21 protein-coding genes and 1 pseudogene are annotated in these 24,322 nt (G+C 72.3%); 10 read left to right on the top strand and 12 right to left on the bottom strand.

The window, feature by feature from the left end; translation table 11 throughout:
• The 3 genes from ACIBSV_RS23130 to ACIBSV_RS23120 all read left to right on the top strand — a co-directional run.
• On the top strand, nt 1–510 hold a 510-nt coding region (locus ACIBSV_RS23130), incomplete at its 5' end, for an ABC transporter permease (RefSeq protein WP_395865899.1).
• Nucleotides 511–1,303: 793 nt separating this feature from the next.
• A complete protein-coding gene (locus ACIBSV_RS23125; RefSeq protein ID WP_395865897.1) occupies nt 1,304–2,362 on the top strand; it encodes a hypothetical protein in 1,059 nt (352 codons plus the stop codon).
• Between the two features lie 255 nt (nt 2,363–2,617).
• Nucleotides 2,618–3,667, top strand: coding sequence for an SIS domain-containing protein (locus ACIBSV_RS23120; protein WP_395865895.1), 1,050 nt, complete (start codon nt 2,618–2,620; stop codon nt 3,665–3,667).
• An 84-nt stretch (nt 3,668–3,751) separates the two neighbouring features.
• Here ACIBSV_RS23120 and ACIBSV_RS23115 read toward each other — a convergent pair whose 3' ends face one another.
• Nucleotides 3,752–4,141: a winged helix-turn-helix transcriptional regulator gene (locus ACIBSV_RS23115; protein ID WP_395865893.1), complete on the bottom strand. Its 390-nt coding sequence runs from the start codon at nt 4,139–4,141 to the stop codon at nt 3,752–3,754.
• 102 nt (nt 4,142–4,243) lie between these two features.
• On the opposite strand from ACIBSV_RS23115, the gene ACIBSV_RS23110 reads away from it, so the two are divergent.
• Together ACIBSV_RS23110 and ACIBSV_RS23105 are read left to right on the top strand one after the other, a co-directional pair.
• Nucleotides 4,244–4,882, top strand: a complete 639-nt coding sequence (locus ACIBSV_RS23110) for an NAD(P)-dependent oxidoreductase (protein ID WP_395865891.1) — start codon at nt 4,244–4,246, stop codon at nt 4,880–4,882.
• Entirely contained in the window at nt 4,879–5,319 is a 441-nt protein-coding gene (locus ACIBSV_RS23105) for a nitroreductase family deazaflavin-dependent oxidoreductase (RefSeq protein WP_395865889.1), read from the top strand. Before ACIBSV_RS23110 ends, ACIBSV_RS23105 begins: the two co-directional genes overlap by 4 nt.
• 52 nt (nt 5,320–5,371) lie before the next feature.
• Here ACIBSV_RS23105 and ACIBSV_RS23100 read toward each other — a convergent pair whose 3' ends face one another.
• The 3 genes from ACIBSV_RS23100 to ACIBSV_RS23090 all read right to left on the bottom strand — a co-directional run bounded on the left by ACIBSV_RS23100 (nt 5,372) and on the right by ACIBSV_RS23090 (nt 8,408).
• Complete coding sequence (locus ACIBSV_RS23100) at nt 5,372–6,535, bottom strand: ROK family protein (RefSeq protein ID WP_395865887.1); 1,164 nt, start codon at nt 6,533–6,535, stop codon at nt 5,372–5,374.
• A 108-nt stretch (nt 6,536–6,643) separates the two neighbouring features.
• Nucleotides 6,644–7,387, bottom strand: a complete 744-nt coding sequence (locus ACIBSV_RS23095; protein WP_395865933.1) for a GntR family transcriptional regulator — start codon at nt 7,385–7,387, stop codon at nt 6,644–6,646.
• Between the two features lie 526 nt (nt 7,388–7,913).
• On the bottom strand, nt 7,914–8,408 hold the full coding sequence (locus ACIBSV_RS23090; protein WP_395865885.1) for a hypothetical protein: 495 nt from the start codon (nt 8,406–8,408) through the stop codon (nt 7,914–7,916).
• A gap of 240 nt (nt 8,409–8,648) precedes the next feature.
• On the opposite strand from ACIBSV_RS23090, the pseudogene ACIBSV_RS23085 reads away from it, so the two are divergent.
• Nucleotides 8,649–8,771: pseudogene (locus ACIBSV_RS23085) on the top strand (carbohydrate-binding protein); the annotation flags it as partial.
• A gap of 215 nt (nt 8,772–8,986) precedes the next feature.
• On the opposite strand, the gene ACIBSV_RS23080 reads toward ACIBSV_RS23085, so the two are convergent.
• Nucleotides 8,987–9,886 carry a GNAT family N-acetyltransferase gene (locus tag ACIBSV_RS23080; protein ID WP_395865882.1) on the bottom strand — a complete coding sequence of 300 codons (900 nt, stop codon included), beginning with the start codon at nt 9,884–9,886 and terminating at the stop codon, nt 8,987–8,989.
• 350 nt (nt 9,887–10,236) lie between these two features.
• On the opposite strand from ACIBSV_RS23080, the gene ACIBSV_RS23075 reads away from it, so the two are divergent.
• Nucleotides 10,237–14,976: a HEAT repeat domain-containing protein gene (locus tag ACIBSV_RS23075; RefSeq protein WP_395865879.1), complete on the top strand. Its 4,740-nt coding sequence runs from the start codon at nt 10,237–10,239 to the stop codon at nt 14,974–14,976.
• Here ACIBSV_RS23075 and ACIBSV_RS23070 read toward each other — a convergent pair.
• The 3 genes from ACIBSV_RS23070 to ACIBSV_RS23060 form a co-directional block, all read right to left on the bottom strand.
• Nucleotides 14,934–15,470: a hypothetical protein gene (locus ACIBSV_RS23070; RefSeq protein ID WP_395865877.1), complete on the bottom strand. Its 537-nt coding sequence runs from the start codon at nt 15,468–15,470 to the stop codon at nt 14,934–14,936. The two genes, ACIBSV_RS23075 and ACIBSV_RS23070, sit on opposite strands and share 43 nt — an antisense overlap.
• Before the next feature lie 65 nt (nt 15,471–15,535).
• On the bottom strand, nt 15,536–16,108 hold the full coding sequence (locus ACIBSV_RS23065) for a GNAT family N-acetyltransferase (RefSeq protein ID WP_395865875.1): 573 nt from the start codon (nt 16,106–16,108) through the stop codon (nt 15,536–15,538).
• 136 nt (nt 16,109–16,244) lie between these two features.
• Nucleotides 16,245–17,711 (bottom strand): APC family permease, encoded by a 1,467-nt coding sequence (locus ACIBSV_RS23060; RefSeq protein WP_395865873.1) that lies wholly within the window; start codon nt 17,709–17,711, stop codon nt 16,245–16,247.
• Between the two features lie 281 nt (nt 17,712–17,992).
• Here ACIBSV_RS23060 and ACIBSV_RS23055 point away from each other — a divergent pair, with 281 nt between their 5' ends.
• The 3 genes from ACIBSV_RS23055 (at nt 17,993) to ACIBSV_RS23045 (ending at nt 21,689) form a co-directional block, all read left to right on the top strand.
• The gene (locus tag ACIBSV_RS23055) at nt 17,993–19,441 is read left to right on the top strand and encodes an aldehyde dehydrogenase family protein (protein ID WP_395865872.1); all 1,449 of its coding nucleotides are present in this window, start codon (nt 17,993–17,995) and stop codon (nt 19,439–19,441) included.
• 194 nt (nt 19,442–19,635) lie between these two features.
• Nucleotides 19,636–21,033: an NAD(P)/FAD-dependent oxidoreductase gene (locus ACIBSV_RS23050; RefSeq protein WP_395865870.1), complete on the top strand. Its 1,398-nt coding sequence runs from the start codon at nt 19,636–19,638 to the stop codon at nt 21,031–21,033.
• A 122-nt stretch (nt 21,034–21,155) separates the two neighbouring features.
• Entirely contained in the window at nt 21,156–21,689 is a 534-nt protein-coding gene (locus tag ACIBSV_RS23045; protein WP_395865868.1) for an Lrp/AsnC family transcriptional regulator, read from the top strand.
• Between the two features lie 134 nt (nt 21,690–21,823).
• On the opposite strand, the gene ACIBSV_RS23040 is transcribed toward ACIBSV_RS23045, so the two are convergent.
• The 4 genes from ACIBSV_RS23040 to ACIBSV_RS23025 all read right to left on the bottom strand — a co-directional run bounded on the left by ACIBSV_RS23040 (nt 21,824) and on the right by ACIBSV_RS23025 (nt 24,282).
• Complete coding sequence (locus ACIBSV_RS23040; protein WP_395865866.1) at nt 21,824–22,318, bottom strand: hypothetical protein; 495 nt, start codon at nt 22,316–22,318, stop codon at nt 21,824–21,826.
• Nucleotides 22,319–22,506: 188 nt separating this feature from the next.
• Nucleotides 22,507–22,722 carry a hypothetical protein gene (locus ACIBSV_RS23035; protein ID WP_395865864.1) on the bottom strand — a complete coding sequence of 72 codons (216 nt, stop codon included), beginning with the start codon at nt 22,720–22,722 and terminating at the stop codon, nt 22,507–22,509.
• A 179-nt stretch (nt 22,723–22,901) separates the two neighbouring features.
• Nucleotides 22,902–23,312 carry a PPOX class F420-dependent oxidoreductase gene (locus ACIBSV_RS23030; RefSeq protein WP_395865862.1) on the bottom strand — a complete coding sequence of 137 codons (411 nt, stop codon included), beginning with the start codon at nt 23,310–23,312 and terminating at the stop codon, nt 22,902–22,904.
• Nucleotides 23,313–23,376: 64 nt separating this feature from the next.
• The gene (locus ACIBSV_RS23025) at nt 23,377–24,282 is read right to left on the bottom strand and encodes an alcohol dehydrogenase catalytic domain-containing protein (RefSeq protein WP_395865860.1); all 906 of its coding nucleotides are present in this window, start codon (nt 24,280–24,282) and stop codon (nt 23,377–23,379) included.
• Nucleotides 24,283–24,322 lie beyond the last annotated feature (40 nt).

The following is a 24,322-nucleotide window of genomic DNA, read 5'->3' as shown; positions in this document are numbered from 1 at the left end:
ACCGAGGACGCCGTCAACGACGTACGCAACGTCCTCGCCGCAACCGTCAACCCGGCCGACCCCGCCGGAGTCAAGGTCAGCCGCCCCTCCGACGCGTTGGAGGCGCAGCTCGCCGCCAAGAACACCTTCACCGGGTTGTTCGTCGGCCTGGGAGCGGTCGCGCTCCTGGTGGGCGGGGTCGGGGTGGCCAACACGATGGTCATCTCCGTCCTCGAACGCCGCCAGGAGATCGGACTGCGCCGAGCCCTGGGTGCCGGACGCGGCCAGATCCGGCTGCAGTTCCTGACCGAGGCGGTGACGCTGTCCGGCCTGGGCGGCGTGGCGGGCGTACTGCTCGGGTTGATCGTCACGAGCGGGTACGCCCACGCACAGGGATGGCCGCTGGTACTGCCGTGGCCGGCCATCCTGGGCGGCGTCGCCGCATCGGTGGCGATCGGCGCACTCGCCGGCCTGTACCCGGCCGGCCGCGCGGCACGACTGCCACCCACCGAGGCACTGAGCTCGGGCTGAGGACGGGCTGAGGGCGGGACGCGAGCGTGGGGGCGCGGGGCGCGGGCTCCGAGCGTCACGTGCCGAAGGTGCGTTGCGGATGGGCCGGTTCGGGCCCGAGCCGGGTTGCACCGGATCGGGTCGGGACCGGCCCGATCCGATCCGGGCCGGTCCGGACCGCCCGGCGTCGGCTCGACTCTCGACGCCGCCATTACGGAACCTGGGCAAAACCTGGGCACCAGCTGGGCAAGACTTGACCGCGTTCGCCCCTCGACGGCCCGGAGTACGCGTCCAGCGCCCGACCACTCCACGCGATGTTCGAAGCCGCCCGACCCATGGATCTCACCATCAGCAATCAGGCGGATTCGTTACGTTACGGGCGTGGATCTCCTACGCCGCACGCCCGTTCCGCCGACCGACCGTCGAACCAACCGTGGAGCGAGCGGTTGTCGGCGCACCGGATCGCATCCGGCGCGCCACGCATCGATGCAGGTCGGCAGGGGGTGGGGAGGGATTTCATACGACCAGATGATGACCTCGGCATGGTGAAGTCATCGATTCGGTTGACGATGGCCGGCGCCGGCAGTCGGTAATCTTTGGTGTGGAAAGCGGTTCACCACCTACCGCATCGCCCGGCCGACCGGAATCTGTCGCAACCGCGGAGCGTCCGCCCAGCGTCAACCCTCCGACCGGTGTGTGTCGTGTCCTCGTCCTGCGATGGCGCTGCTGAGGGCAGGGCGTGGTGAATGCCACAACGCCACCGGCCCGGGTCTGTGGCTGTCGGACTCGACGAGTCGTTGGGGGTTGGTCAGCAGTGTTGCGCGTTCTCGACGATCGCCGGGACGACGGCGACGACTGCGCCGGCGGGTCCACCTCGGCGGGGACGCTCACCCGAGCGCGGGTGCCCGACAGCGCCGAGTCGATGGTCCAGGACACCGTACGGAAGCCGGTCGGCGAAGGTTCGTCCGCCGCCCCGCGCGGGCGGCGCGACCGGTTGTGGTCCGCGCCCTTGCAACTGCTTCTCTTCCTGTGGCGGACCCTGTGCGGTGAGTGGCGGGGGATCGTCGCCGATCCGGTCCGGCAACTGTGGCGCACCCGCGGCAAGGGGCTCACGCTCGCGGTGGTGGCCAGCTCCGCGGTGATCTTCTTCCACGCGATCGGGCAGACCCCCACCGGCAAGACCGCGGTGCGCCTCCTCGGTGGTGTGAGTGCCGACCTGCCGCTGTGGCTGGCCCTGTTGCGGACGCCGGTCTCGCTGTTCGTGCCCGCGTTGAACCTGCCGGTCTGGGCGGGCATCACGCAGTTGTTCCTCGCCTTCGCGATCGCCCAGCTCTCGCTCGGGGCGGGCCGCACGCTGATGGTCGCCTACGTGACCACGCTCGCGGGCACGATGGGTGCCCGGATCATGATCGCGATCGGCCCGGACCACGCGATCGGGCTGCCCTCGTCGGCCGCGCACGTGCTGGACACCGGTCCGTCGGCGGCCGTGGTGGGCCTGTTCACGTACCTCTCGATCATCCACCGCGCGCCCATACTCTTCACCATCACCGGCGGGTCGATGGTCCTGGAGTCGATCATCCTGCCCAACCTGGCCGGCCGGGAACATCTGATCGCGGTGGGCGCGGCGATCGTCCTGGGTCTGCTCGCGGGGCGTACGCGCCCGCGTTGGTTGGCCTGGACGGACGGCCCTCGGGCGCGGATGGCCGCACTGAGCTCGGGCCCTCGGGCGCGGGCGCGGGTGTTGTGGGCGATGCCGGGCACGTGGGTTCGCAGGATGTTGCCTTCGGGGCGGTCGGGGCGGTCGGGGCGGTCGGGGCGAAGGGCCGAGTCCGGCGCGGAAGTCGTTCCCGAGCGGACACGCGAGAACGCCTGATTCGGCCGGCTGGTCACCCCGCCCGTTCGACCCGTCGTGGTCGGTGCGGAGATCGGGGTTTCAAGGCATGGGCATGGCCTGCTCCGGCCTTCGGCGTTTTGTGGTTCGGGAGGGGAGTGGTCCAGACCAATATTGCGTCTCGTTCGGCGTGGTGGATACCTTCGGTCCACCGCGCCGTGCCCTGTTTCGGCGTGGGTCGAGGCACGTCGGGATCACCTCGTGCTCCGCTTCGTCGCAGCCGGAGGTACCGCCGTCATGACCGTTTCCCTCGTGCCCGGGTCGGTGATGGCCGGTGAGATCGCGGCCCAGCCCGAAGGGTTGGCTCGGATCCTGACCGAGGGGCTCGGGGCGATCCGCGCCGTCGCCGAGGAGATCCGGGCGCGCGATCCGAGGTTCGTGCTGTTCACCGGGCGAGGGACCTCCGACAACGCGGGGCTGTACGCGCGTTACCTCACCGAGGTGCTGCTCGGCCTGCCGGCGGGCCTGACCTCGATGTCCACCACGACCGCCTACCGTGCACGGCAACGTCTGGCCGGCTGCCTGGTGGTGACGGTGAGTCAGTCCGGCGGCTCCCCGGACCTGATCGCCTCCGCCCGGCAGGCCCGCGCGGACGGCGCGCTCACGCTCGCGGTGACCAACAACGCCGATTCGGTGCTCGCCCGCGAGTCCGACCTGCATCTGGACGTGCTCGCCGGCCCGGAACTCGCGCTGCCCGCGACCAAGACCTACACCGCCGAGCTGCTCACCCTGTTTCTGCTGGTGGACCACCTTCGCGGTGGCACCGGCGAGGCGGCGCGGACGCTGCCCGAGGCGGCCCGCGTGATCCTGGAGCGGCAGGGCGAGATCGAGGGACCTGCCGAGCGGTACCGGTTCGCGGACCGGCTCGTGGTCACCGCGCGCGGCTACGGGTACCCGACCGCGCGTGAGGCGGCGCTCAAGATCATGGAGACCAGCTACATCGGTGCGCAGGCGTTCTCCGGCGCGGACCTGATGCACGGCCCGCTCGCGATCGTCGACCGGGCCTGGCCGGTGCTCGCAGTGGCACCGGACGGCGCGGGCGGGACCGCGCTGCGGCCGGTGCTGGACCGGCTGCGCGAACGCGGCGCGGATCTGTACGTGATCGGGTCCACCGAAGCGGTGGCCGAGTACGGTCGGGGCTTCGTGTTGCCGACCGGGGTCGCCGAGGAGGTGTCGCCGATCCTGGAGATCCTGCCGCTGCAACTGCTCGCGCGCGAGGTCGCGTTGGGACGCGGCTGCGACCCGGACGCGCCTCGGGCACTGGCGAAGGTCACCGAGACGCGGTAGTCGACCGGGGGCGGGAGTTGACCGAGGCGCGGTAGTCGACCGAGGCGCCTGCGGCGGCAACCGCCGAGCCCGCCGGTGGCGCCGTCAGGCCGTGCGGTCCAGGTCGGTGGCGGCCTCGCGGGCGTCCAGGAGTTCGTCCCAGTTCGCCGCCGCCCACTCGCACGCGGCGGCCATCGGGACCAGCATGCTGCGGCCCAGCGGAGTGAGGGCGTAGGTGACCCGGCGGACCGGGGCGTCGTGGGCGGTGCGGCTGATCAGCCCGTCGCGTTCGAGCGTGCGCAACGATTGGGTGAGCACCTTCGCGGTGACGCCGCGCATGGGCACGCGCAGTTCGGAGAAGCGTCGCGGACCGCCCTCCAGACAGCGGATGATCATCGCCGCCCATTTGTCGCCGAACCGGATCGGGGACAGGTTCGACGGGCAGACGGGGTCGAACATGTCCGCGGACAGGGGTTCCGTGGTCGCCTCGCTCATGGGCCCAGCGTAGTTGGTATCCGGGAGGTAACCAGGGCCCTGGGTAGCGTTCGCGGCGGTGGTCGAGACAAGGCATCGACCCGGACGAGCGGGGTGGCATCCATGAGCGACATCATCGTTTTCGGCGCGGGCGGTCGGACCGGACGGACGGCCGTCGCGGAGGCGTTGCGCCGGGGGCACCGGGTCACCGCCGTGGTGCGCGATCCGGCGAAGTACCCGGATTTGGCCGACTCGGACGTACGTGTGGTCGCGGGCGACGTGACCGACGCGGACGCGGTGGCCGAACTCGCGGCGGGCCACGACGCGGCGGTCGCGGCGGTGTACGACCCGGCGGCGCCGGTGGGTGACTTCTTCGGGCGGGCGGTGCGGGCGCTGCTGGACGGGCTGACCCGGGCGGGTGTGGGGCGATTGGTGTGGGTGGGCCTGGCCTCGGTGTTGCCGACCGAGTCCGGCGAGTTGCTGATGGATACGCCGGGATATCCGCAGGAGTACCGGGCGTTCTTCCTCGCGCACGCCGAGGGCAACGCGGCGCTGAGCGCGTCGCAGGCCGGGCCGGAGTGGGTCGTGCTGAGCCCGGCGGGCGACTTCGACCACCAGGGCGTGCGTACCGGTCACCATCGTGTCGCGCCCGCCGACGCGGAAAGCCGGGTGTCCTACCCGGACTTCGCGATCGCGCTGCTGGACGAGATCGACACGCCGAAGCTGCGCGGGGTGCACGTCGGGATCGAGGACGGGCGATGACCGGGTCGGTCGTGGACAGCCCCGATCCGTGGGTGGCGGAGCACATCCGGCGCTTCGTGGAGAGCGACGGGCAGGCCCGGGAAGGGATCGACGACCTCCTGTTGACCACGCGCGGGCGCCGGTCGGGGCTGCTGCGGCGGACCGCGTTGGTGTACGCGCGCGACGGTGATCGATGGATCGTGGCGGGTTCGAACCGGGGCGGCGAGCGGCATCCGGCGTGGTACCTGAACCTGGTCGCCGATCCGGCCGTGACGATCAGGATCGGGGCGACGGACGTGCCGGCCCACGCGCGCACCGCGACGGCAGCGGAGAAGCCGAGGTTGTGGGGGCTGATGGTGGCGGCGATGCCGTCGTACCAGGCGTATCAGAAGGGCACGACCAGGGACATCCCGGTGGTGATCATCGAGCGGGCGGCGACGATCGCAGGCATCGGATGAGAGTGAGAGTGAGGGTGAGGGTGCGGGTCTGCCGGGTTCCCTCGGGCCGGCCCTACGCTCTCGCGGAGCCGGTGTGTTCGACCGCGAACAGGCGGTGCTCCACTCGGTCGAGGGCCACCCGTACGGCGCCGAGCGCGACGCCGTCGGCGCCCAGGGCGGACAGTTCGACGCGTGGCATGCGCAGGCACAGCCGGCGCAGTTCGCTGGTCAGCGGCGGAACGGCGTCGGCGAGGCCCGCCGCCCAGCCGCCGATCACGACGATCTCCGGATCGAGCGCCAGCACGAGCGCGGTGACGTCGTGGATCAGGCGCTGGACGAACCGGTCCACCGCCTCGGTCGCGGTCGGGTCGCCTGCGGCCGCGTGCCGGAACACCTCGCCGACGGCCGCCTCGTCCAGCGGCGGCAGCGGTGTGCCGGTAGTGGACAGCAGGTTCTCCGGGGTGACCTGCCGGCCGAGCAGGTGCAGCGCGCCGATCTCGCCGGCGGCGCCGCCGAAGCCGCGGTGCAGGCGGCCGTTGATGAACGAGCCGGCGCCCGGGCTGAGGCCGGCCATCACGTAGACGATGTCGTCGGAGCCGACCGCGACGCCCTTCCAACGCTCGCCGATCGCGGCCAGGTTGGCGTCGTTCTCGACCTGGACCGGACAACTGAACGAGCGGCCGAGTCGGCCGGCGAGGTCCAGGCCGGTCCAGCCCGGCATCGCCGAGGACAGCGTGACCACACCCTCGGTGTCCACGATCCCGGGCGTGCCGATGCCCACGCCCCACAACGAACCGCGCGAGATCTGGGCCCGACGCAGGGTCTCGGTGATCAGGCCGCGGACTCGCTCCAGGCGATCCTCGGCCTCGCAGTCCTCCTCGACGGTGCGCGCGGCACGGCCGACGATCGTGCCCCCGAGGTCGGCGAGCACGACCCGGATGTGATGCACGCCGACGTCGACGCCGAGCAGGTGGCCGGCCTCGGCGTGGAAGCGGAAGCGTCGGGCCGGCCGGCCGCGGGGGCGGCTGCCGTCCTCGCTCTCGGCGGTGGTGGTCTCCACGACCAGGCCCTCGGCGAGCAGTCCGTCCACGACACCCTCGACGGTGGGGCGGGACAGCCCGGTGGCCTCCATCAGCGCGGTCACCGTCAGCACCTCGCCACCGCGCAGCGCGCGCAGGGTCGCGGCGGAGTTGATCCGTCGGACCACGGAGGAGTCCCCGCCGGTCACCTGTGCCACAGCTCTTGTCCTCTCATCGCGCCGTCGCGCGGTGCGTTCGTCCGGGCGTCCGCGCCCGTCGTGCACGTCGTCGCTCAGGCGCGGATGGTACCCAGATTTCCCGTCGGATCAGGACGCGGGCCGCAACGCGGTCGGCCCGGCCTCGGCGAACGCGAGCCGGCAGGTGTCCGCACGATACGTGGCCACGGTGACCGCGGCGGTCCGGCCGAGCGCGGTGTACGTCGTCGTCACGACCAGCACGGCCGTACCCGGCGGACGCTCCAGGTAACGGGCTTCCTCGGCCTCGGCCACGCCCAGTTCGACCGCGCGGTGCCGGCCCTCCAGGCGGTGGCCGCGCAATTGACGAAGCATCAGCGAGGCGCGCTCGAAGCCCGGGACGCGGGTGGACAGCGACGGGACGACGGCGCGCGAGACGTACAGGCACTCCAGGCCGACCACTTGGCGCATGGAGAACTGGCGACGGCGCAGTCGGTGCACCAGGGCCGAGGGACGGCCTTTGAGGGTGTCCGCGAACTCGTCGGTCACCGGCACGGTGGCGCAGTCGATCACCTCGCGGTCGCGCAGGTCCACGCCCGGCCAGCCCTCGCCGTCGGCGCTGAGCGAGACGTCCACGCGCGGGCCGGCGACGGTGGTGCCGGCGCCGCGCTTGCGGACCAGGCGGCCTTCGAGTTCGAGCTGCTCCAGCGCGTGCCGAAGGGTGGCGCGGGCGACGCCGAAACGGGCCGCGAGTTCGCGCTCGTTGGGCAGGATGTCGCCGGAGTTGAAGTCCTCGTCGATCGCCTTGAGCAAGGACGTGCGCAGTTGCCAGTACTTGGGTTCGCCGAAGACCGCTTCGTCCGGCAATGTCGCCATGCTGCTCACGGACGCCCCCTCGGCTGGCCGACGCCTGCGCGGCGCGGACTTATTGCATGCTCGGTTTAGTAAAGACGGTTGAATATAACCGCGTCGGACCACGAAAGGTCCAGACCAAGTCGGTCGAACTTCCCGGTGACCTGGCTCACACCGATCCGCTCGGTGCGGTGTCTCCTACGCTGACCTGCGCGAACGGTTCACCACCCGATCCGGGGCACACGTCGCGAGAAGAATCCGGTGCGACTCCGGAACTGTGCGGGGGAGTTCCGATGACGCGCTCGTTCCACGCCACCCGCGCATCCCGGGCCGCGTGGGACGTGCGGGCCGCGTGGTGGGCGGTCGGCGACCCGGTTCGGCAAGGCCGGGGAGGGAGCGGACTTTCGACGAGGGGCTCACGCTCGGAGCCTGCCCGACCGCGAAGACGACCCGACGAAAAGACGTCCCCATCCGCGAAACGCCCGGACGAACATCGAACGTCGAATCGGAGGGACAACCGATGTCGGCGCGGGCCGGGGAGCGTCGTCCGTCACGGCGTGTCGGTGCGGGGTGGGCCCGGTGGGGTCGCGAGGGGGTGGGGACAGGAGGGCGGGGTGGGGGTGGAGGCGATGCGCATGCGGCGCATCAGGTCGGCGATGAGGCGGGCGGGGTCGGTGTTGTGCCAGGTGGTGCCCGGGTGGGTGGCCTGGAGATGGGACAGGGCCCGGGTGCCCAGGCCGGTGTCACGGAAGGGCTCGCGCACGCGCACCTCGGTGATCACGCCCAGCGCGCACAGCGGGCAGACCCGGTAGGTGACGCAGCCGACGATCCGCCGCAGGTGCACCAGGAGCAGGCACGCGCCGCCGTCGTGCGCGGGATCGGCGGAGTGCACCAGATCCACCTCGCGGTAGGCGAGCAGTCGTCGGCGCAGGCGGCCCTTGCGGCGCCGGGTTCGGCGGTGGCGCCCGGTCGGTCGGGTGGTCGCGGACGCCTTCGCCGGCGTGGGCGGGCGGGGGCTCGGAGCGGGGACGTCGATTCCCGACATGGCGTCGATTGTTGACATGCCGGGACGCCTGCCCGCATTGCCCGGAGTGATACCCAACCGTCCGGGTGACGCGTCTGGTCCCGGCTGATGCCGCCGGGCGCCCGGAGTGATGCCGCCGGGTGCCGTCGGCGCGTCGCGGTCGACCGCGAGTGCACCTCGGAGTTCGGCGAAATTGGTCCAGTCCAATGTATTGACGGCCCGGAATTGACGGCCCGGAACCGGAGGGCACCCTCGGCGATCTACGTCGCGAACAACACCGTTTCGCACAAGGGACTTTCGTGGAAGACGAAGTGGTGGACGCAGGGCGAGGAGCCGGGTGCGACCGGCCAGTGGGGTGTGTGGCAGGACCTGGGCACGGGTTGACCGGAGCACCGGTGTCCGGAGTACCCGATCGTCGGCGCGGGTCGACCCGGCCGCCGAGATGCCGGCGCCGCCGGGCGTGACGACGCCGAGGTGGGCGCGAGACGGACCGGAGTCGCCGATGCGGCGAACTCCGGTCCGTCGGCGTATGCCGAGGTCGGTCCCCGCGGGGTGGCAGCGACGTGGCCATCGCGACGGTGGGTCGTGCGGACGCGGTCTCAGCCGGTCGGCAGGTCGAGCAGGTCGAGTCGGTACTCGGTGGACCGGTGGGTGGGGCGGTAGCCGAGGGCGGCGTTGATCCCGAGCATCGCGCGGTTCTCGGCGGCGGTGTCGGTGCACAGACCGGCCAGATCCGGGTGCCGGTCCCGGGCTCGGAGGATCGCCTCGGCCTTCATCCGGCGACCGAGACCGTGCCCGCGGTGCTCGGGCAACACGCCTGTGCTGTAGTGCTGCCCGTCGCCCTTGCCGTCGCCGGGGACGACCAACTCGGTGAAGCCGACGATCGACCCGTCGGCGGTGTCGATCGCGGCGATCGTGTGCAGCAGTTCGCCGCGGTCCGCGATGGCCCGCGCCGCCGCCCGAACCCGGTCCACGTCCCAGATCACCGTCCCGTAGTCGGTGTCGCCCATCGGCATGTCGTCCATCGCTCGGCGGGAGACGGCGAAGGTGTCGGCCCACGCGTCCGGGACGATGCCGTCCCAGGCGAGGAAGCGATAGCCGGGATGTGCTCGCTCGGCGACCTCGGTCACCGCCGCGAGGTCGACCTCGGCGAGCGGGAGCCGGGCGTAGATCAGCGTCAGTACCGCGCGGAAGCCGCGGGCCGCCAGGAAGCGATCGCCGGGGGAGTCGACCTCGGCCTGGGCCAGGAGCGATCGGCGCCCGTCCGCGCGAGCCGCCTCGACGGCCGCGGCCAGGAGCCGCCCGCCGGTGCCGCGGCGGCGCTCGGCCGGGTGGACGCGCAGGTCGAGTTCGGCCAGATGGTCCTGCCCGGGCCTGGTGAACAGCCGCAGGAAGGCCGAGCCGAGCGGGATCCCGTCGGCGTCGGAGGCCAGCCAGGCAAGTCGGCGACCGGCCGGGTTCTGCGCGGGGTCGGTCAGCGGGGTGAGGTGCGTGGACAACAAGACTCCAGCGAAGGGTGCGGGTCGGGGAGAGGACGCTCGAAACCGGTGGGGCCGATTCGGGGCATCCGGGCACTCGCGCGCATCCGCCGCACACCTCCTCGCTCGGCCGGGGCCCGACCGAATGGCGGGTGGTGAGGTGGCGAACGTAGCCGGCGCGGCGACCCGACGGCAAGGGCGACCCCGCGGACCTGCCGAGTCGGGGCGCCGATGGGCGGCGGGGCAGGGGCCGGCGGGCCGGCGGCGGGGTGGTGCGTCGTGCGCCCGGTACGGGCGGGCGTCCGTCGAACGCCGTCACCCCGGGCGAATACTCGTTCGTGCCGGATCGGCGGCCTGCCTAGGATCGACCGATGACGACTTCCGACCGGGCCGGCGTGAAGGACGCGGTGGGGGACGCCGCGAAGGACGCGGTGCCGGATGTCGTGACGGACGCCGTGCGTCGGGGCGACGTCGGCCGGCTCTCCGCCTACTTCGACGGGACGCCGTGCCCGGTCGCGGTGTTGCGGCGGTTGATCGGACACGCGGATCCGGTGCTGCGCCACCTCGGGGTGGTATTGCTCCGCGACCGCGCCGGGTGGCCCGATCCGGGCTCCGTCGCGGAGGCGGCGCCCCTGCTGTCCGCGGCGTCGGCGGCCCTGTCGTCCGCGATGTCGGCCGGCTCGGCGTCGTTGGCGGGCTCGGCCGAGACGGCGGTGGTGCTGGCCGAGGCGTGCGCGCGACTGCGCGTCCCGGTGCCGCAACGGCGGTCGTCGGCGTGGCCGGCCAAGGTTCGGATCGCCTGGTTGCGCGCGGAGATCATCGCCCGACCCGAGGCGACCGTGCGGGCCGAACCGCCGGGTGAGGAGCTGTACCAGGCGGTGCGCGCGATCGACGCCGACGCGCCGGCCGACCTGGACGGCTACCTGCGCGGGTTGGTCGCGCGGCCCGATCCGGTGCTGCGCGCGGCCGCGCTGGGCGTGGTTCGGGAGGCGGTGTACGGCGCGCTGCTCGGGCCGGAGCAGGCACGCGGATGGCTGGTCGAACTGCTGGATCCGGCCGGCGGGGCGCGGGTGGTCGCGGGAGCGCTGGCCGAACTGGCCGAACCGTGGGCCGCCGGTGACGCACCCGCGAGCGTCGAGCCGGCATTGCGGCGGCTGGTGTCGGCCCACCCCGAGGCCGTCGAGACGGCGGCCCGGTTCGGCCTGTCCGGGTTGTTGCGCGAGATCGCGGCCGATCCGAGGTTGCCGGGGCACCGGCGGCGGCGCGCCCTGGAGTCGGTCGGGGAGTTCGCCGAACGCGGCCAGACGGCAGGGCTGTCGGCGCTCGCGGGCACGGACCCGTTGTTGTTCGCCGAGCCGTTCCTCGCGTGTCTGCGGGCGATGCATCGACGCGGGCACTTCGTTCGGGCCGACGACGTGCCGGCCGTGATCGAGATCGCGCTCGCCGACTACCGCGTGTCCACCGCGGACGTCGCGATCGTGCTGTTCACCGTGCGGCACGAGGCGTTGCGGGCTCTGACCGCGGTCGCGGACGACGACCCGCACGAGGCTCGGCGCGTCGAACTGCTGCACGCGTTGGCCGCCCAGGGCGCTCCCGACCTGCCGGTCGGCGAGGTGCTCACCGGGCGCCTCGCGGGCTCGGTCCGACCCGAGCCGATCCTGTCCGTCCTGCGCGAACTGCGTTACCAGGAGGCGGAGGACGCCGTCCTCGCCACCCTGCCGCGCGCGCCTCGGGCGGCGCTGCGCGCGTTGGAGGCGATCGGCGGCGCGCGTACGGTCGAGGCGCTGCGCGAGGCGCTGGGTGTCACCGATCCCGACGGTGTGGTCGCGCCGTACCTGCGCCCGGTGGCGGGCCTCGCACTGGAGGTGCTGTGGCACCTCACCGACGACCCGGCCGCGCGCCGGACGTTGCGCGCTCGGCTCAACCGTCGGGGGCTGCCCGAACGCGTCGCAGCGGATCTCGGCATTCCCGACCCGGACGAACTCGCGGTGCGGACCTCGGACCTGGACGTGCTCCGGCCCGGCGTGGCGTTGTGCCGACTCGCCGAGCACGGCGACGCGCGCACCATTCCCGTGCTCGCGGACCTGCTGCTGCGGGTGGTGAGCGACCTGGTCGCGAACCGCGGCGAGGAGGCCGCCGAACCGGTCGTGCCGGGCAAGGTGTACCAGGCGATCGGCGACCTGGGCGAACGCCTGTACCGGCGCCGCGTGTTGCGTCCGGTGTGCCTGCTCGACGCGTCCGCACCGGAGGCGGCGCGAAAGGCACTGGTCGTCGATCTCACGCTCGGCCTGCTGGAGCGCAGCGGCGTCACCGACGCCGAACTGGCCGTCCTGCTCGAACTCCTCGGCCGGGTACCGTCCGCACACGTCAAGGACCGTGTCCACCACCTGATCCGACACCGTGATCCGCACGTGCGCAAGCACGTCATCGCACTGCTCGCGCACGACGCCGACCTGGACGCCGCGCGGTCCCTGTCCGCGAGCCTGATCCCGCTCACCTCGGCCGCCGACCCGCAGACGGTGCGTCAGGCCCTGCTCGCCCTCGGCCACGCGCGGGCCCGATGGGCGGGTGAGGCGATCGCGGCATGCCTGGACCACCCCGTGATGAACATCAAGAAGACGGCGGCGCAGGCGCTGATCGACGCCGGTACGCCGGCCCAGGTCCCGGCGCTGCTGCGGTGGCTCGGCCGGCACGACAACCCGGGCCTGCGCGAGTCGCTGACGCGTGCGCTCCGGGTCATCCTGGGGCGGAAGGCGTACCCGGTGTGCGTGTTGTCGGCGGCGGAGCGGGCGACGGACGCGCGCGAACGCGGGCTGCTGCTCGACGCGTTGGCGTGGGAGCTGTCCGTGCCGGCCGTGGCGGCCCTGGTCCGGCGCGGATCCCCGGTCGCGGAGCCGCTGCTCACCCGCTTGGCGCGGGGCACGACATGGTTGAAGTGCGGCCGTCTGCGGTACCTGGCCGCGGAGTTCGCGGCGTACGACATCGCGCTGCCGGAGCCGACGGCCGGCGAGGACGCCGAGATGCGGGCCGACCTGATCACGCTCGCCCGCAAGGGTGGGCGGCCCGATCACGAGGACACGCGCGCGGTGTTGCGGTTGGCGGCGCGCTCTGGGGACATCGGTGTCGGGCAACGGGCCGACCTGCGGGAGGCGTTGCCGCAGATGTTGGCGGTCGCGCGGGATCGGCCGGCGGATCGGGCCACCGTGTTGCGCCTCGCGCTGGATGTGTGCCCCGCGCCGTGGTCGGCCGCCGAACTCGGTGCGTTCGCGGACGCGTACGACGTGCTCGCCGCCGAACTCGGCGCCGTGGGCGGGGTGGAGGAGGTGCTCGAAGGCATCGCCGACACGTTGTCCGAGGTCGCGGCGTTCGCCCTGGCGGCCCGCGTTCGTGCGTTGCCTGCGCGATCCTTCGCGGGGCGGGCGCCGTTGGCGGTGTTGCGCTGTTGTGGGGCGGTACTCACCCGGCACGACGTGGATCGGGCATTGACTGGAGCGCGGCTGGGGCCGAATCCGTGGGAGGCGGAAGTCGAGGTGCTCAGGCTTGCGTTCATGCCGACGGCGGGGGCGGACGCGGCGGGGGCCGACGCGGCGAGGGCCGAGCCCGATCGGCGCGCCGGCGAGTCCGACTCGGCCGTGGGCTGTGCCGCTCCGCGCGATCGCCACGTGGCGGCCGTCGATACCGACGCGTCGGCCCACGTCGCGGCGTGGCGGACCGCCCTGGACGACGCGGTGCGCTCGCTCCCGGCCTTCACCGACTTCCGGGCGCGAGCCGGAGCCGATGCCGAGGGCGGCGGCGCCGCCGGCTGCGCGGACATCGACTCCCGAGCGCGCGTCGACGCGCTGATCGACGCCTTTCCGACCGCCGATCCCGCCTGCCGGGGGCCCCTGCTCGACTGGTTGACCGAGCTTCAGCCGATCGGCGCACCCGCGTGGGTCCTGGCCGAACGGGCCGCGCGGCCGGCACGGGCCGCCGCGCCGCGGGTGCCGGATCCGACCGACCTGGACCAACCACGTTCGACCGCGCAGCGCGAACGCCTGCTGGCCCTGCTCAACGCCGCCGAACCCGCGCGCCGCACCGCCGCCGCGCGCACCCTGAGCGGCTGGGACGAGCCGGAGGTACGGCGGGCCACGCTCGACGCGTACCTGCGGGGCACGCCGGACCTGCCGCCGCAGCGCGGGCTCGCCCGGGCGCTGCTGGGCGTCACGGACTTCACCGACTACGACGAGGGTGGTCGGGAACGGGCCGCGAGGCTGTGTGCCCTGATGTCGGTGGAAGAGTCGGAGCGGATGACGCCGCACCTGGTCTCCTGGTGGGAGAACGGCGCACCGGCCACCAGGGCCCAGGTGTTCACCGCCACCCGGCGCATCCCCGCCGACACGCTCGCCGAGGTGTTGCGGACCCGACTCGAAGCCGGCCGCTGGGGCTGCCTGGACCTGCTTGCGAGTCGTTCGACGCGGCGCACCCCGGAACTCACCGAGACCGTGCGCCGGTTGCGGGTACAGGGACGCGCGGACCTCGCCGACCGCCTGAACCTGACGGACGGGTTCCTGCTCGGTGTCGATGCCGCGGCCCGAAGCGGCAGAGCCCTGGCCGAGTTGCGGACCCGCTCGGTACCCGCCGGCGCCGAGCGGCCCACCCGCGACGAACTGATCGGCACGGCCCGCGGCGACGGGCCCGAACAGGCCCGCCGGGCGCTGTCCCGACTCGCCGACGAGCACGGCGGGGACGACGAAGTACGGGCCCTCGTCGTCGAGTTGCTGAGCCATCCGGTCCCGAGGGTGCGGCTGCACGCGCATCGCGTCTCGCGCCGCCTGCTCGACCGCGCGGCATACCTGCGGCACACCGAGGGGTTGCTCGCCGATCCGCGTCGGGACATCGTGCGCATGGCGATCCGTACGCTGTCCCACGCCGGGTGGGAGCCCGCCGTTCCGGGCCTGGTCACCCTGTTCGGGGACGCCGACCCGGTGGTTCGCGAAGCCGCCGCCGAGGCACTGGCCCGGATCGGCGTGCCCGCGCTGCCCGCACTGCGCAAGGCCGCCGCACACGCCCGCCCGGACCGCCGCGCCCGCTACACCGAACTGCGCGACCGGATCGAGGCCGCCCCGAGGTGACCGTATCCGGCCCGATCCTCGGTACTGCCGTCGGGGAGCGAGTCGGCGAGGTATGCGGCCAGGTCGGGGCCGTCGGGCGACTCCGGGATGAGCATGTGCCGCACCCACGCGTCGCGTTCGTGCAGGATCGGCGGCAACTCCCAGACACAGCCGATCAACGACCGCTCCACACGCACGAAGTTGGTGGGATCACGGTCCGGACAGCCGAGCACCGGCTGGCCCGCCGCGACACCGGCGAAGTGCAGGGTGTTGTCCCACACCCAGCTGTACACATTGAGATACGCGCCGTCGTCCGCGCCCCGATGCAGCACGACGAACGAGGCGGGCGGCGTGCCGTCCGGCGCGGGCAACAACTCGGGCAGGATCGCGTAGGCGGCGGCCTCGACGGCGGGATCGATCCCGTGCGGATCGCGCGTGACGTGGTAGCGCTTGATCCGCCGACCCGCCACCTCGATCGGCGAGTGCACGCGCAGGAGTTTCGCGGTGAAGGACATGACCGGAGGGTAGACCCGGTCCCCTGACAACCCATGTCAGTGGAGGCCGGCGGGAATCCCGGTGATCACGGAACCGGGCGGTGCAGCCACAGGTCCAGGGTGAACGCACCGCCCCGGCGGTCGCGGACGATCGGCGGCGCGTCGCTGCGGACGAAGCCGGTGGCCCGGGCGACGCCGATACTGGCGACGTTGTCCGGCGGGATGCGCAGCCCCACGGTGGGCACGCCCACCACGTGGTAGGCGTAGTCGGTCATCAACCGGACCGCCTTCGCGGCCAACCCCCGCCCGCGATGGGCGGCCCCGATCGCGTAGGCCAACTCGGCCTGATCCGGGCGCTCGTCCAAGCCGAGGAACAACATGACGACGCCGCACGGTTCGTCGCCGTCGAGCGTCACCGCCAATTGCACGGCGCGGTGTTCGGCCCTGGCGACTCGGGCCTTGGTGAGGAACTCGCGGGCGGCGTCGGCGTCGAAGGGCGAGGCGAGCGGGGTCCAGCGGGCCGTCTCGACCTCGTCGAAGAGGTCGACCAGCAACGGGAGGTCGGCGTCGGTCCATTCGCGCAGCCGGATGCCGGGGCCGGTCAACGCGACGGCGGCGGGTAGTCGGTGGGCGGATCGAGGTCGCGGGTCGGTGGACATGGGTCGAGTGTGCCTCGTGGGCTCCGACGGGGGCCGGGAACCGGCCGGCGGCGGGGCGGGCTTCGATCCGGGCATCGACGACGAAACGGGGCCCCGCGCGCGGCGCGGGACCCCGGTCGTTCGTCGTGGGCTCGGGTCAGCGCCGGTGCGTCGATCCGGTGAGCGCCGCGTCGCGTGGGTCCTGGACCTTGGTGCGGTACAGCCACAACGCCACGCCGGTGACCAACACACCGCAGGCGATTCCCAGTTCCTTGAAGCCGCCGTAGCCGGTGATGGAGAAGCCGGTCGCGCCGACCACCAACACCACGGTCAGGAACGCGGCGAGCAGCCAGGCCAGCGGGACGAAGAAGCCCGGCAGTCGGATCGGCCGGGCCAGGTCCGGGCGGTCCTTGCGCAACATCGCGAAGCCGGAGATGGCCAGGATGTGGGTCAGGATGTAGCCCAGGTTGCCGGTCACGATGATCGCCAGCGGCGTCTTGAGCGCGATCAGGATGACCACGTTGACCGCGAGCGCGATCATCAGCGCCCGAGCCGGCACGCCGCGCTTGTCGAGCACGCCGACCTGCTTGATCGTGGTGCCCTCCTTGCCCATGTTGTAGAGCACGCGCGACCCGTCGGCCAGGCCGGTGATCATGATCAGCAGCAGCGACGCGATCAGGAAGACCACCATCAGGTCGGCCGCGCCGCCCACCAGGTCGTTGAACGCGCCGACGTAGAACGTGGTCGGGTCGAGTGCGATGGCGCCCTCGCCGACGTACCCGGCCAGCGCCAGCGGCAGCAGGATGAACACGCCGAGGGAGAACAGCACGCCCGCGCGCAGCGCCCGGGAGGTGTCCTTGACGGTGTCCTTGTACTCCGGCGCGAAGGTCGCGCAGACCTCGACGCCGAACGAGGTCCAGGCCATCACGTACAGCCACACCAGCGACTCGCGGATGCCCGCCGCGCCGTGCAGGTTCCAGTGCAGGTTGCTCGCGCTCCAGTCGCCACTGGCGAACGGCAGCACGATGAACACCGCGAGCGGCACCAGCAGCATGCCGCCGGTGACGTAGACGACCCACATCGCGACGTGCAGGCCGAACATGGCCGCGCCGAACAGCAGCACGATCACCGCGATACCGACCACGATCGGGAAGGTCAGCTCGGCGAAGCCCAGGTCCAGCGTCCAGTCCTGACCCTTGAACCACTGGGCCTGGACGAGGGAGCCGATGATGCCCGCGTACACGGACAGCGCGGTCGTCCAGGGGAACCAGTAGCCGATGCTGGCGAGCGGGCCGACGAACGGCGCGCGCTTCTTCCAACCCTCGGTGGCGTAGTGCGCGATGCCGCCGGACGACTCGGGGAACATCGCGGCGAGCTCGGTGTAGATCCAGTTGGCGATCGTGGCCAGGACCATCGACCCGGCCCACAGCGCGATCGCGCCCCACGCGCCGAGGCCGCCGATCGACGCGCCGAGCGAGGCGATCAGGGCGGCGGGCATGGTCAGTGACATCGCGAAGCCGTCGTACCAGCGCATCTTCTTGGCGAGCACGGGCGGGTTCGCTGCGGAGTCGGCCGTACCGGGGCCGGTCGCGCCGGGGGCGGCCGGCTGAGTTGATGCGGACATCTGTATCCCCTTCGCGGGGTGGAGGCGGCCGGTGGGTGAGCCCGGGGGACGGCCGCTTGGGGGAGGGGGTCGCGGGCTCCGGTGGCGCCGCTGTCGGCGTCGTCGTCGGCCCTGCTGATGGCCCTGTTATAGATGCGAGTTTTCGACCACGTCAAGGGTTCGTCTTTGTTCATTCGACAAATGAGACCTGTGGAAGTTGCTCATTGGGATCTATTGACAGGTCAAAGTTGCTGATGAACTCTGAGTACACGTCGCCCGAGAGCAGAGAGGGATCCCCCCGCATGAGCAGCAACGGCTCCGCCCGCCATCAGTTCTTCATCAACGGCGCCTACGTGGACGGCTCCGGCGCCGAGGGCTACGACGTGATCAGCCCGGTCACCGGCGAGTACGTCGCCACCATCCCGGTCCCCACCGCCGCGGACCTGGACAAGGCCGTCGCCGCCGCCAACACCGCGCAGCGCGCGTGGGCCAAGGTCAACGTCTGGCAGCGCGCCGAGCTGTGTCACCGCATCGGCGACGAGATCACCAAGCGCGTCGACGAGCTGGCCCGCCTGCAGACCCTGGAGCAGGGCAAGCCGCTCGCCGAGTCGGTCGCCGACATCGAGGAGGCCGCGCAGCTCTTCCACCTGCACGCCGAGGACGCGGTCCGGCTGCACGGCGAGACGATGCCCTCCACCGACGGCACCAAGCGCATGTGGACCTTCTACGCGCCGGTCGGCACGTGGGGCATTATCACCCCCTGGAACTTCCCGCTGCTCATGCTCGCCGAGTTCGTCGCGCCGGGCCTGGCCACCGGCAACGCGCACGTGGTCAAGCCGCCGGCCAACACGCCACTGACCGTGCTCAAGGCGATGGAGGCGTTCGTCGCCGCCGGTGTCCCCGAGGGCCTGATCAACATCCTCCCGGGCGAGGGCGCCACCGGCGACGCGCTGGTGCGGCACGACGGCATCGACGCGATCGGCTTCATCGGCTCCTCCGCGACCGGCGCCAAGATCCAGGCCACCGCCGGCCTCAAGCGCTCGATCATGGAGTGCTCCGGCAACGGCCCGCTGGTCGTGCTGGCGGACGCCGACCTGGACGCCGCCGCCAAGGCCGCGGTGTACGGCGCGTACCTGTGCGCCGGGCAGGTCTGCTGCGCCACCGAGCGGGTGATCGTGGTGGACGAGGTGCACGACGCGTTCGTGGCCGCCGTACTGCGCGCCGCCGAGGACGTGGTGCTCGGTGACCCGTTCGACGCCGCGACCAACCTGGGCTCGCTCAACAACGAGGGCGTCGCCGCCAAGATGGACCGGCACATCGCCGACGCGCACGAGCGCGGCGCGAAGGTGCTGTTGGGCGGCAAGCGCCGTGAGGGCATGCCGACCGACCTGTACTACGAGTTCACCGTGGTGGACCAGGTGCCGGTGGACAGCCTGCTCTCGCGCGAGGAGTCGTTCGGCCCGGTCGTGCCGATCATCACCGCCGCCGACGAGGACGACGCGCTGCGGCTGGCCAACGACGACAAGCTCGGCCTCCAGGGCGCGGTGTTCACGAGCAGCATGCGCGCGGCGTACCGATTCGTCGAGGAGATGGCGGTCGGCCAGGTCGTGGTCAACGACAGCACGTGCTTCTGGGACGTGAACATGCCGTTCGGCGGAGCCGGCAACCGGGGTACGGGTTGGGGCCGGATCGGCGGCAAGCACACGCTGCTGGACATGTCCGACCTCCGCACGGGCGTCATCAACCTCTAGCCCTCGACCGCGCCGGCCGGGCTGGTTCGGCCTCGAACGCCGCCCGGGCTGTTGATGGCTCGGTTCGCGAAATCCAGCCCGGCCGGCGATTGAGGCCAAGTAGCCGGGCCGGCGTTCGAGGCCACATCAGCCCGGCCGGCGTTCGAGGCCAAGCAAGAACACGCATATCGGCCACAACCCGCAAGGGAAACCGCATGACCCCGACCCACCGCACCGCGCTGAGCCGCACCGCCCAGGAACCGTTCTGGCTGGATCGGCCCGAGCGGCCCGAGCCGCTGCCCCGCCAGGTCGGCGACACCCGGACCGACCTGGCCGTGGTCGGCGGCGGGTACACCGGTCTGTGGACCGCGCTGATCGCCAAGCAGCGCGACCCCGGCCGCGACGTACTCGTGCTCGAACAGGGCACGTGCGGCCACGCGGCCAGCGGGCGCAACGGTGGTTTCTGCTCGCCCAGCCTCACCCACGGCCTGGCCAACGGGCTCCAGCGCTGGCCGGACGAGATCGACACGCTGCAACGCCTGGGCGCGCAGAACCTGGACGCGTTCGAACGCGACCTGGACGCGCACGGCGTCGACTGCGGCTTCGCCCGCACCGGCAAGGTCGCGGTGGCCGCCACCCCATGGCAGGCGAAGGCGCTGCGCGAGTCCGTACCGATCGCCAACCGCCACGGCGAGAAGGCCGAATACCTCGAACACGACGCGCTGCGGGCGTACGTCGACTCACCGCTGTGGTCGGCGGGCGTCTGGCAACCCGACTACGCGCTCCTGGACCCCGCCCGCCTGGTGTGGGGACTGCGCCGGGCCTGCCTGGACGCCGGGGTGCGGATCGTCGAGCGCACCGAGGTCACCGCGATCGACACCAAGCCCACCGACCTGATCCGACTGACCACCCCGTACGGGATCGTCGGCGCACGCCGGGTTGCGCTGGCCACCAACATCTTCCCGCCGCTGCTGCGCCGGCTCGGCCTGAGCATGGTGCCGGTGTACGACTACGCGCTCACCACCGAGCCGCTGACGGACGAGCAGCTTGCCGCGATCGGCTGGACCGGCGAGCACGGCGTCACCGACGCGGGCAACCAGTTCCACTACGTGCGCAAGACCGAGGACAACCGCATCCTGTGGGGCGGCTACGACGCCATCTACCACTTCGGCAGCAAGGTGGACGAGGCGCTGACCCAGCGCCCCGAGACGTTCGACGTGCTCGCCGAGCAGTTCGCCGCGACCTTCCCACCGCTGGCCGACGTCGGCTTCTCGCACGCGTGGGGCGGCGTGATCGACTCGACCACCCGGTTCTGCATGTTCGCCGGCACCGCCGCCGCCGGCCGGGTCGGCTACGCGCTCGGCTTCACCGGACTGGGCGTGGGCGCCACCCGCTTCGGCGCGGAGGTGGTGCTCGACCTGCTCGCGGGCACCCGGTCCGAGCGTACGGAGCTGGCCATGATCAAGCGCAAGCCGATCCCGTTCCCGCCCGAGCCCGCGCGTTGGATCGGCATCCAGGCCACCCGCTGGTCGATGGCCCGCGAGGACGCGCACGGCGGACGCAATATGTGGCTGCGCACGCTCGACCGGCTCGGCCTGGGCTTCGACTCGTGACCGACGCGAGCGGCGCCGGCGGGCCCGGTGTACCCGGGGGGAGGGAGGAACAGGGCAAGATGGCTGCCGAAGATCGAGAGGACATGCCGAACTCGGCGCCGCAGCACACTCGGAGCAGCCGCATGAACCCCACCGGCCCGTTGGACGACATCGACCGGCGCATCATCGCCATCCTCCAGGCCGATGGGCGGCGTGCCTACAAGCAGATCGCCGAGGACCTGGGCATCCCGGCGTCCTCGGTGCGCTATCGGGTGCAGCGTCTGGAGGAGAGCGGCACGCTCCAGATCGTCGGCATCGCCAACCCGCTCACGATCGGCTTCGATCGACTCGCGATGATCGGCATGCGGGTGCGCCCCGGCAGCGCCCGGGAGGTGTGCCGCGAACTGCGCGAACTGCCGGAGACCTCCTACGTGGTGATGGTCGCCGGGCAATACGACGTGATGGTCGAGGTGATCTGCCGCGACACCGACCACTTCACCGATTTGCTCAACCGCCGACTGCTGCTGATCGACGGGGTGCTCTCCACCGACTCCTTCTTCGTCCTCGAGGTACACAAGTTGGCGTACGGCTGGGGCGTCGGCGGCGTGGAGTCCTCACTGCTCGACTCGCCGGAGATATCCCCGGGTTCGGGCTTGGACCAGCGCGACAACCGCTGAGACCCGTCGCCGGCCACCACCCAGCGAGCGTCGCCCGGGACGACCCGCTCGCCGAGGTGTTCGCGGCCGACGATCGAGGGCTCTCCCTCCGGTCGGCGGGCCGGTCGTGAGCGTTCGCCTCGTCGTGGACCGAGTCAGGGCGTCGCGGGGAGCGCCGCCAGCCAGCGGGTTGCGGCGCCGTGGGTGGTGAAGGTGTGTACCGACGTTCCGGAGCCGGTGTGTTCGGTGATCAGGCGGCGCAGTCGGGGGCGGACCGCGTGGCGGTAGGCCAGGACCGAGCGCAATACGCTCGGATTCGCGCCGTCGAGGTCGCCGGGTTCGGGGCGTCGGCGGCGGGCGAGCAGGTCGGTGATCGCGGCCGGCGCGCTGATGTCCAGGAACACGACGGTGTCCGCGGCGGTCAGGCGAAGGGCCAGCGTCGGGGCGTGGTTTCCGACCAGGATCCAATCGGGGCCCGCGATCAGCGTGCGCTGTGCGTCGGCGAACTCCTCGGCGGGCGTGGTCGATCGCTCCTCGCGGTGATACAGGGTGTCCAAGTGCGTGACGGGGAGCCCGAGTCGGGTGCCGAGCGCGTCGGCCCACCCGGTCCGGCCGGCTCCGCCGATTCCGACGACGACGATCTTGCGCATGGTCTCGCAGCCTACGGAGGCGGCCGACGCCGCGTGGTGGGAATCCGGGGAGCCGACCCTATCGGGTCGCCCGATGCCATCCGAACGTGTCGTCGGTCGAGCGCCGGCCGGGCCGTGCACGGCCCCGGCCGGCGTGGGTGTCATGGCCGGTGAGGGTTGCCGGCCACGACACCAAGGGGCCGACCCGGTCAACCGGCGGCGGCCGGGACCCGCGAGTCGGGTCGCGGATCGGCAACGGGGCAGAGTACGCGTTCCGCCAACAGCCCGAAGACCAGACCGAACGTGGTCCGGACGACGGTGTGGATGCCGAGCGAGGCCACCCGGACCTCGGTGCTCGCCCGGGCGGGCGGTTGGCTCGAGGAGCAGGAACGAACAGGCCGACACGGGCGGGTGGTCGCGGTCACCCACCGATCCTCGCGCGCGCCGTCGCGCTGCGCGCGCCCGTGAGCGTGTTCCGGCACCTGGACGCCGGCACGCCGGCCCGGATCGACCTCACCTACAACGGCACCCGCCGGGCACTGCGCGGATTCGGCCTGCTCGGCCCGTGACACCGGCCGGCCGGCTCCGGGCGGGCGAAGCGTGTTCAGCGCGCGGCGCTGCCGGTCAGCCGGGTCGGGGTGATCCGGATGACGACGCGGACCGACTCCGGCGGCAGCGCCAGGTATTCGTCGCCGGCGCCGGGCCCCTCGTACTTCTCGGCCAACGCGACCGCGACCCGACGCCCGACGTCCTCGGTGATCGTCGCGGTGCCGCGAATCTCCAGGTAGACGTCCGGGTCGGCGGGATCGTAGACGGTCACACTGGCCCGCGGTTCACGGCGCAGATTCCGCTCCTTGAGCCGCCCCGCCTCGGACGAGATCAACACGTCGTCCCCATCGCGCCCGACCCACACCACCGAGGTCTGTGGCCCGCCGTCGACATTCACCGTCGCCAGCACGGCCGGATACGCCGCGTCGAGAAGCGCACGCGCGGCATCGCCCAGAGTAATCGTCATGATCGCGATCCTAACCCGCCGACAAACCGACCGGATCGGCGAAGCGTGCTGCCGGGCGGGGAGCTCACGGGTGGATCAGGGTCTTGCCGAGGGGACGGCCGGTGAGCTGGGCGTGGAGGGTGGTGGGGAGTCGGGGGAGGGTGATCTCGTTGGTGATCAGGTGTTCCAGGGGGAGCTTCGGGAGGGTGCCGAGGGCGGCGGTGAAGTCGCAGGAGGTGGTGCCGTAGCTGCCGGCGATCGTGACCGGGCGGCCGGACCAAGTGGTGTGGACGGCGTGTTCGGAGCGGCGGACGTGGTCCAGGTCGACGGGCAGGCCCGGGAGTTCGTCGCCGGGGGCGGTGCCGCCGTAGAGCAGGGCCAGGCCGGTGGGGACGAGTACGCGCAGGGCCTCGGTCAGGATGTCCGGGCGGACGAAGCTGGTCGCGATCACCGCGGCGTCGAACGCCGCGGCCGGCAGCGCGGCCAACGGCCGGACGTCGAAGCCGCGGCTCCGCAGGAACTCGGCGCGGTCCGCGCTGCGGTTGACCAACGTGACCTCGGCCCCGCCGAGTTCGGCGAGCCGGGCGATGAGCAGACCGGCCGCCCCGGCGCCGAAAACGACGACGGCCCGGCCGGCCGGCGATCCGCCCAGGTGCCGGGTCAGTGCGCTCACGCAGTGCTCGGCGCACGCGAGTGGCTCGGCGAACACGGCCTGACGGGATGTGATTTCGCCGGGAACGCGGGGCAGGGCGGCGCACAGCCGATCGGCCGGGCCGGCGGCGTACATCTCGGTCGCGAAGCCGGTGGTGCGGGCGAGGCGCACGTTGGGGTCCAGGGTCACCCGCAGGCCGGTGGGAAGGTCGTCGGGCAGGGTGGATTCGGCGACGAAACCGACGAGTTCGTGGCCGAATTGGCTGGGTCCGTAGCGCTCGCGGGCCACCTCCTTGAGGTCCGAGCGGCACAGGCCCGCCAGCTCCACCCGAATTCGCACCGCGTGCTCCCCGTGCGGTGGGTCCGGACGGCCGAGTCGC

It is taken from the genome of Embleya sp. NPDC050154, from assembly GCF_044460165.1.
In the GTDB taxonomy this organism is placed as follows: Bacteria; Actinomycetota; Actinomycetes; order Streptomycetales; family Streptomycetaceae; genus Embleya.
The sequence above is the reverse complement of the archived record's forward strand: the minus strand, read 5'-3'. Positions and strand labels throughout refer to the sequence as shown.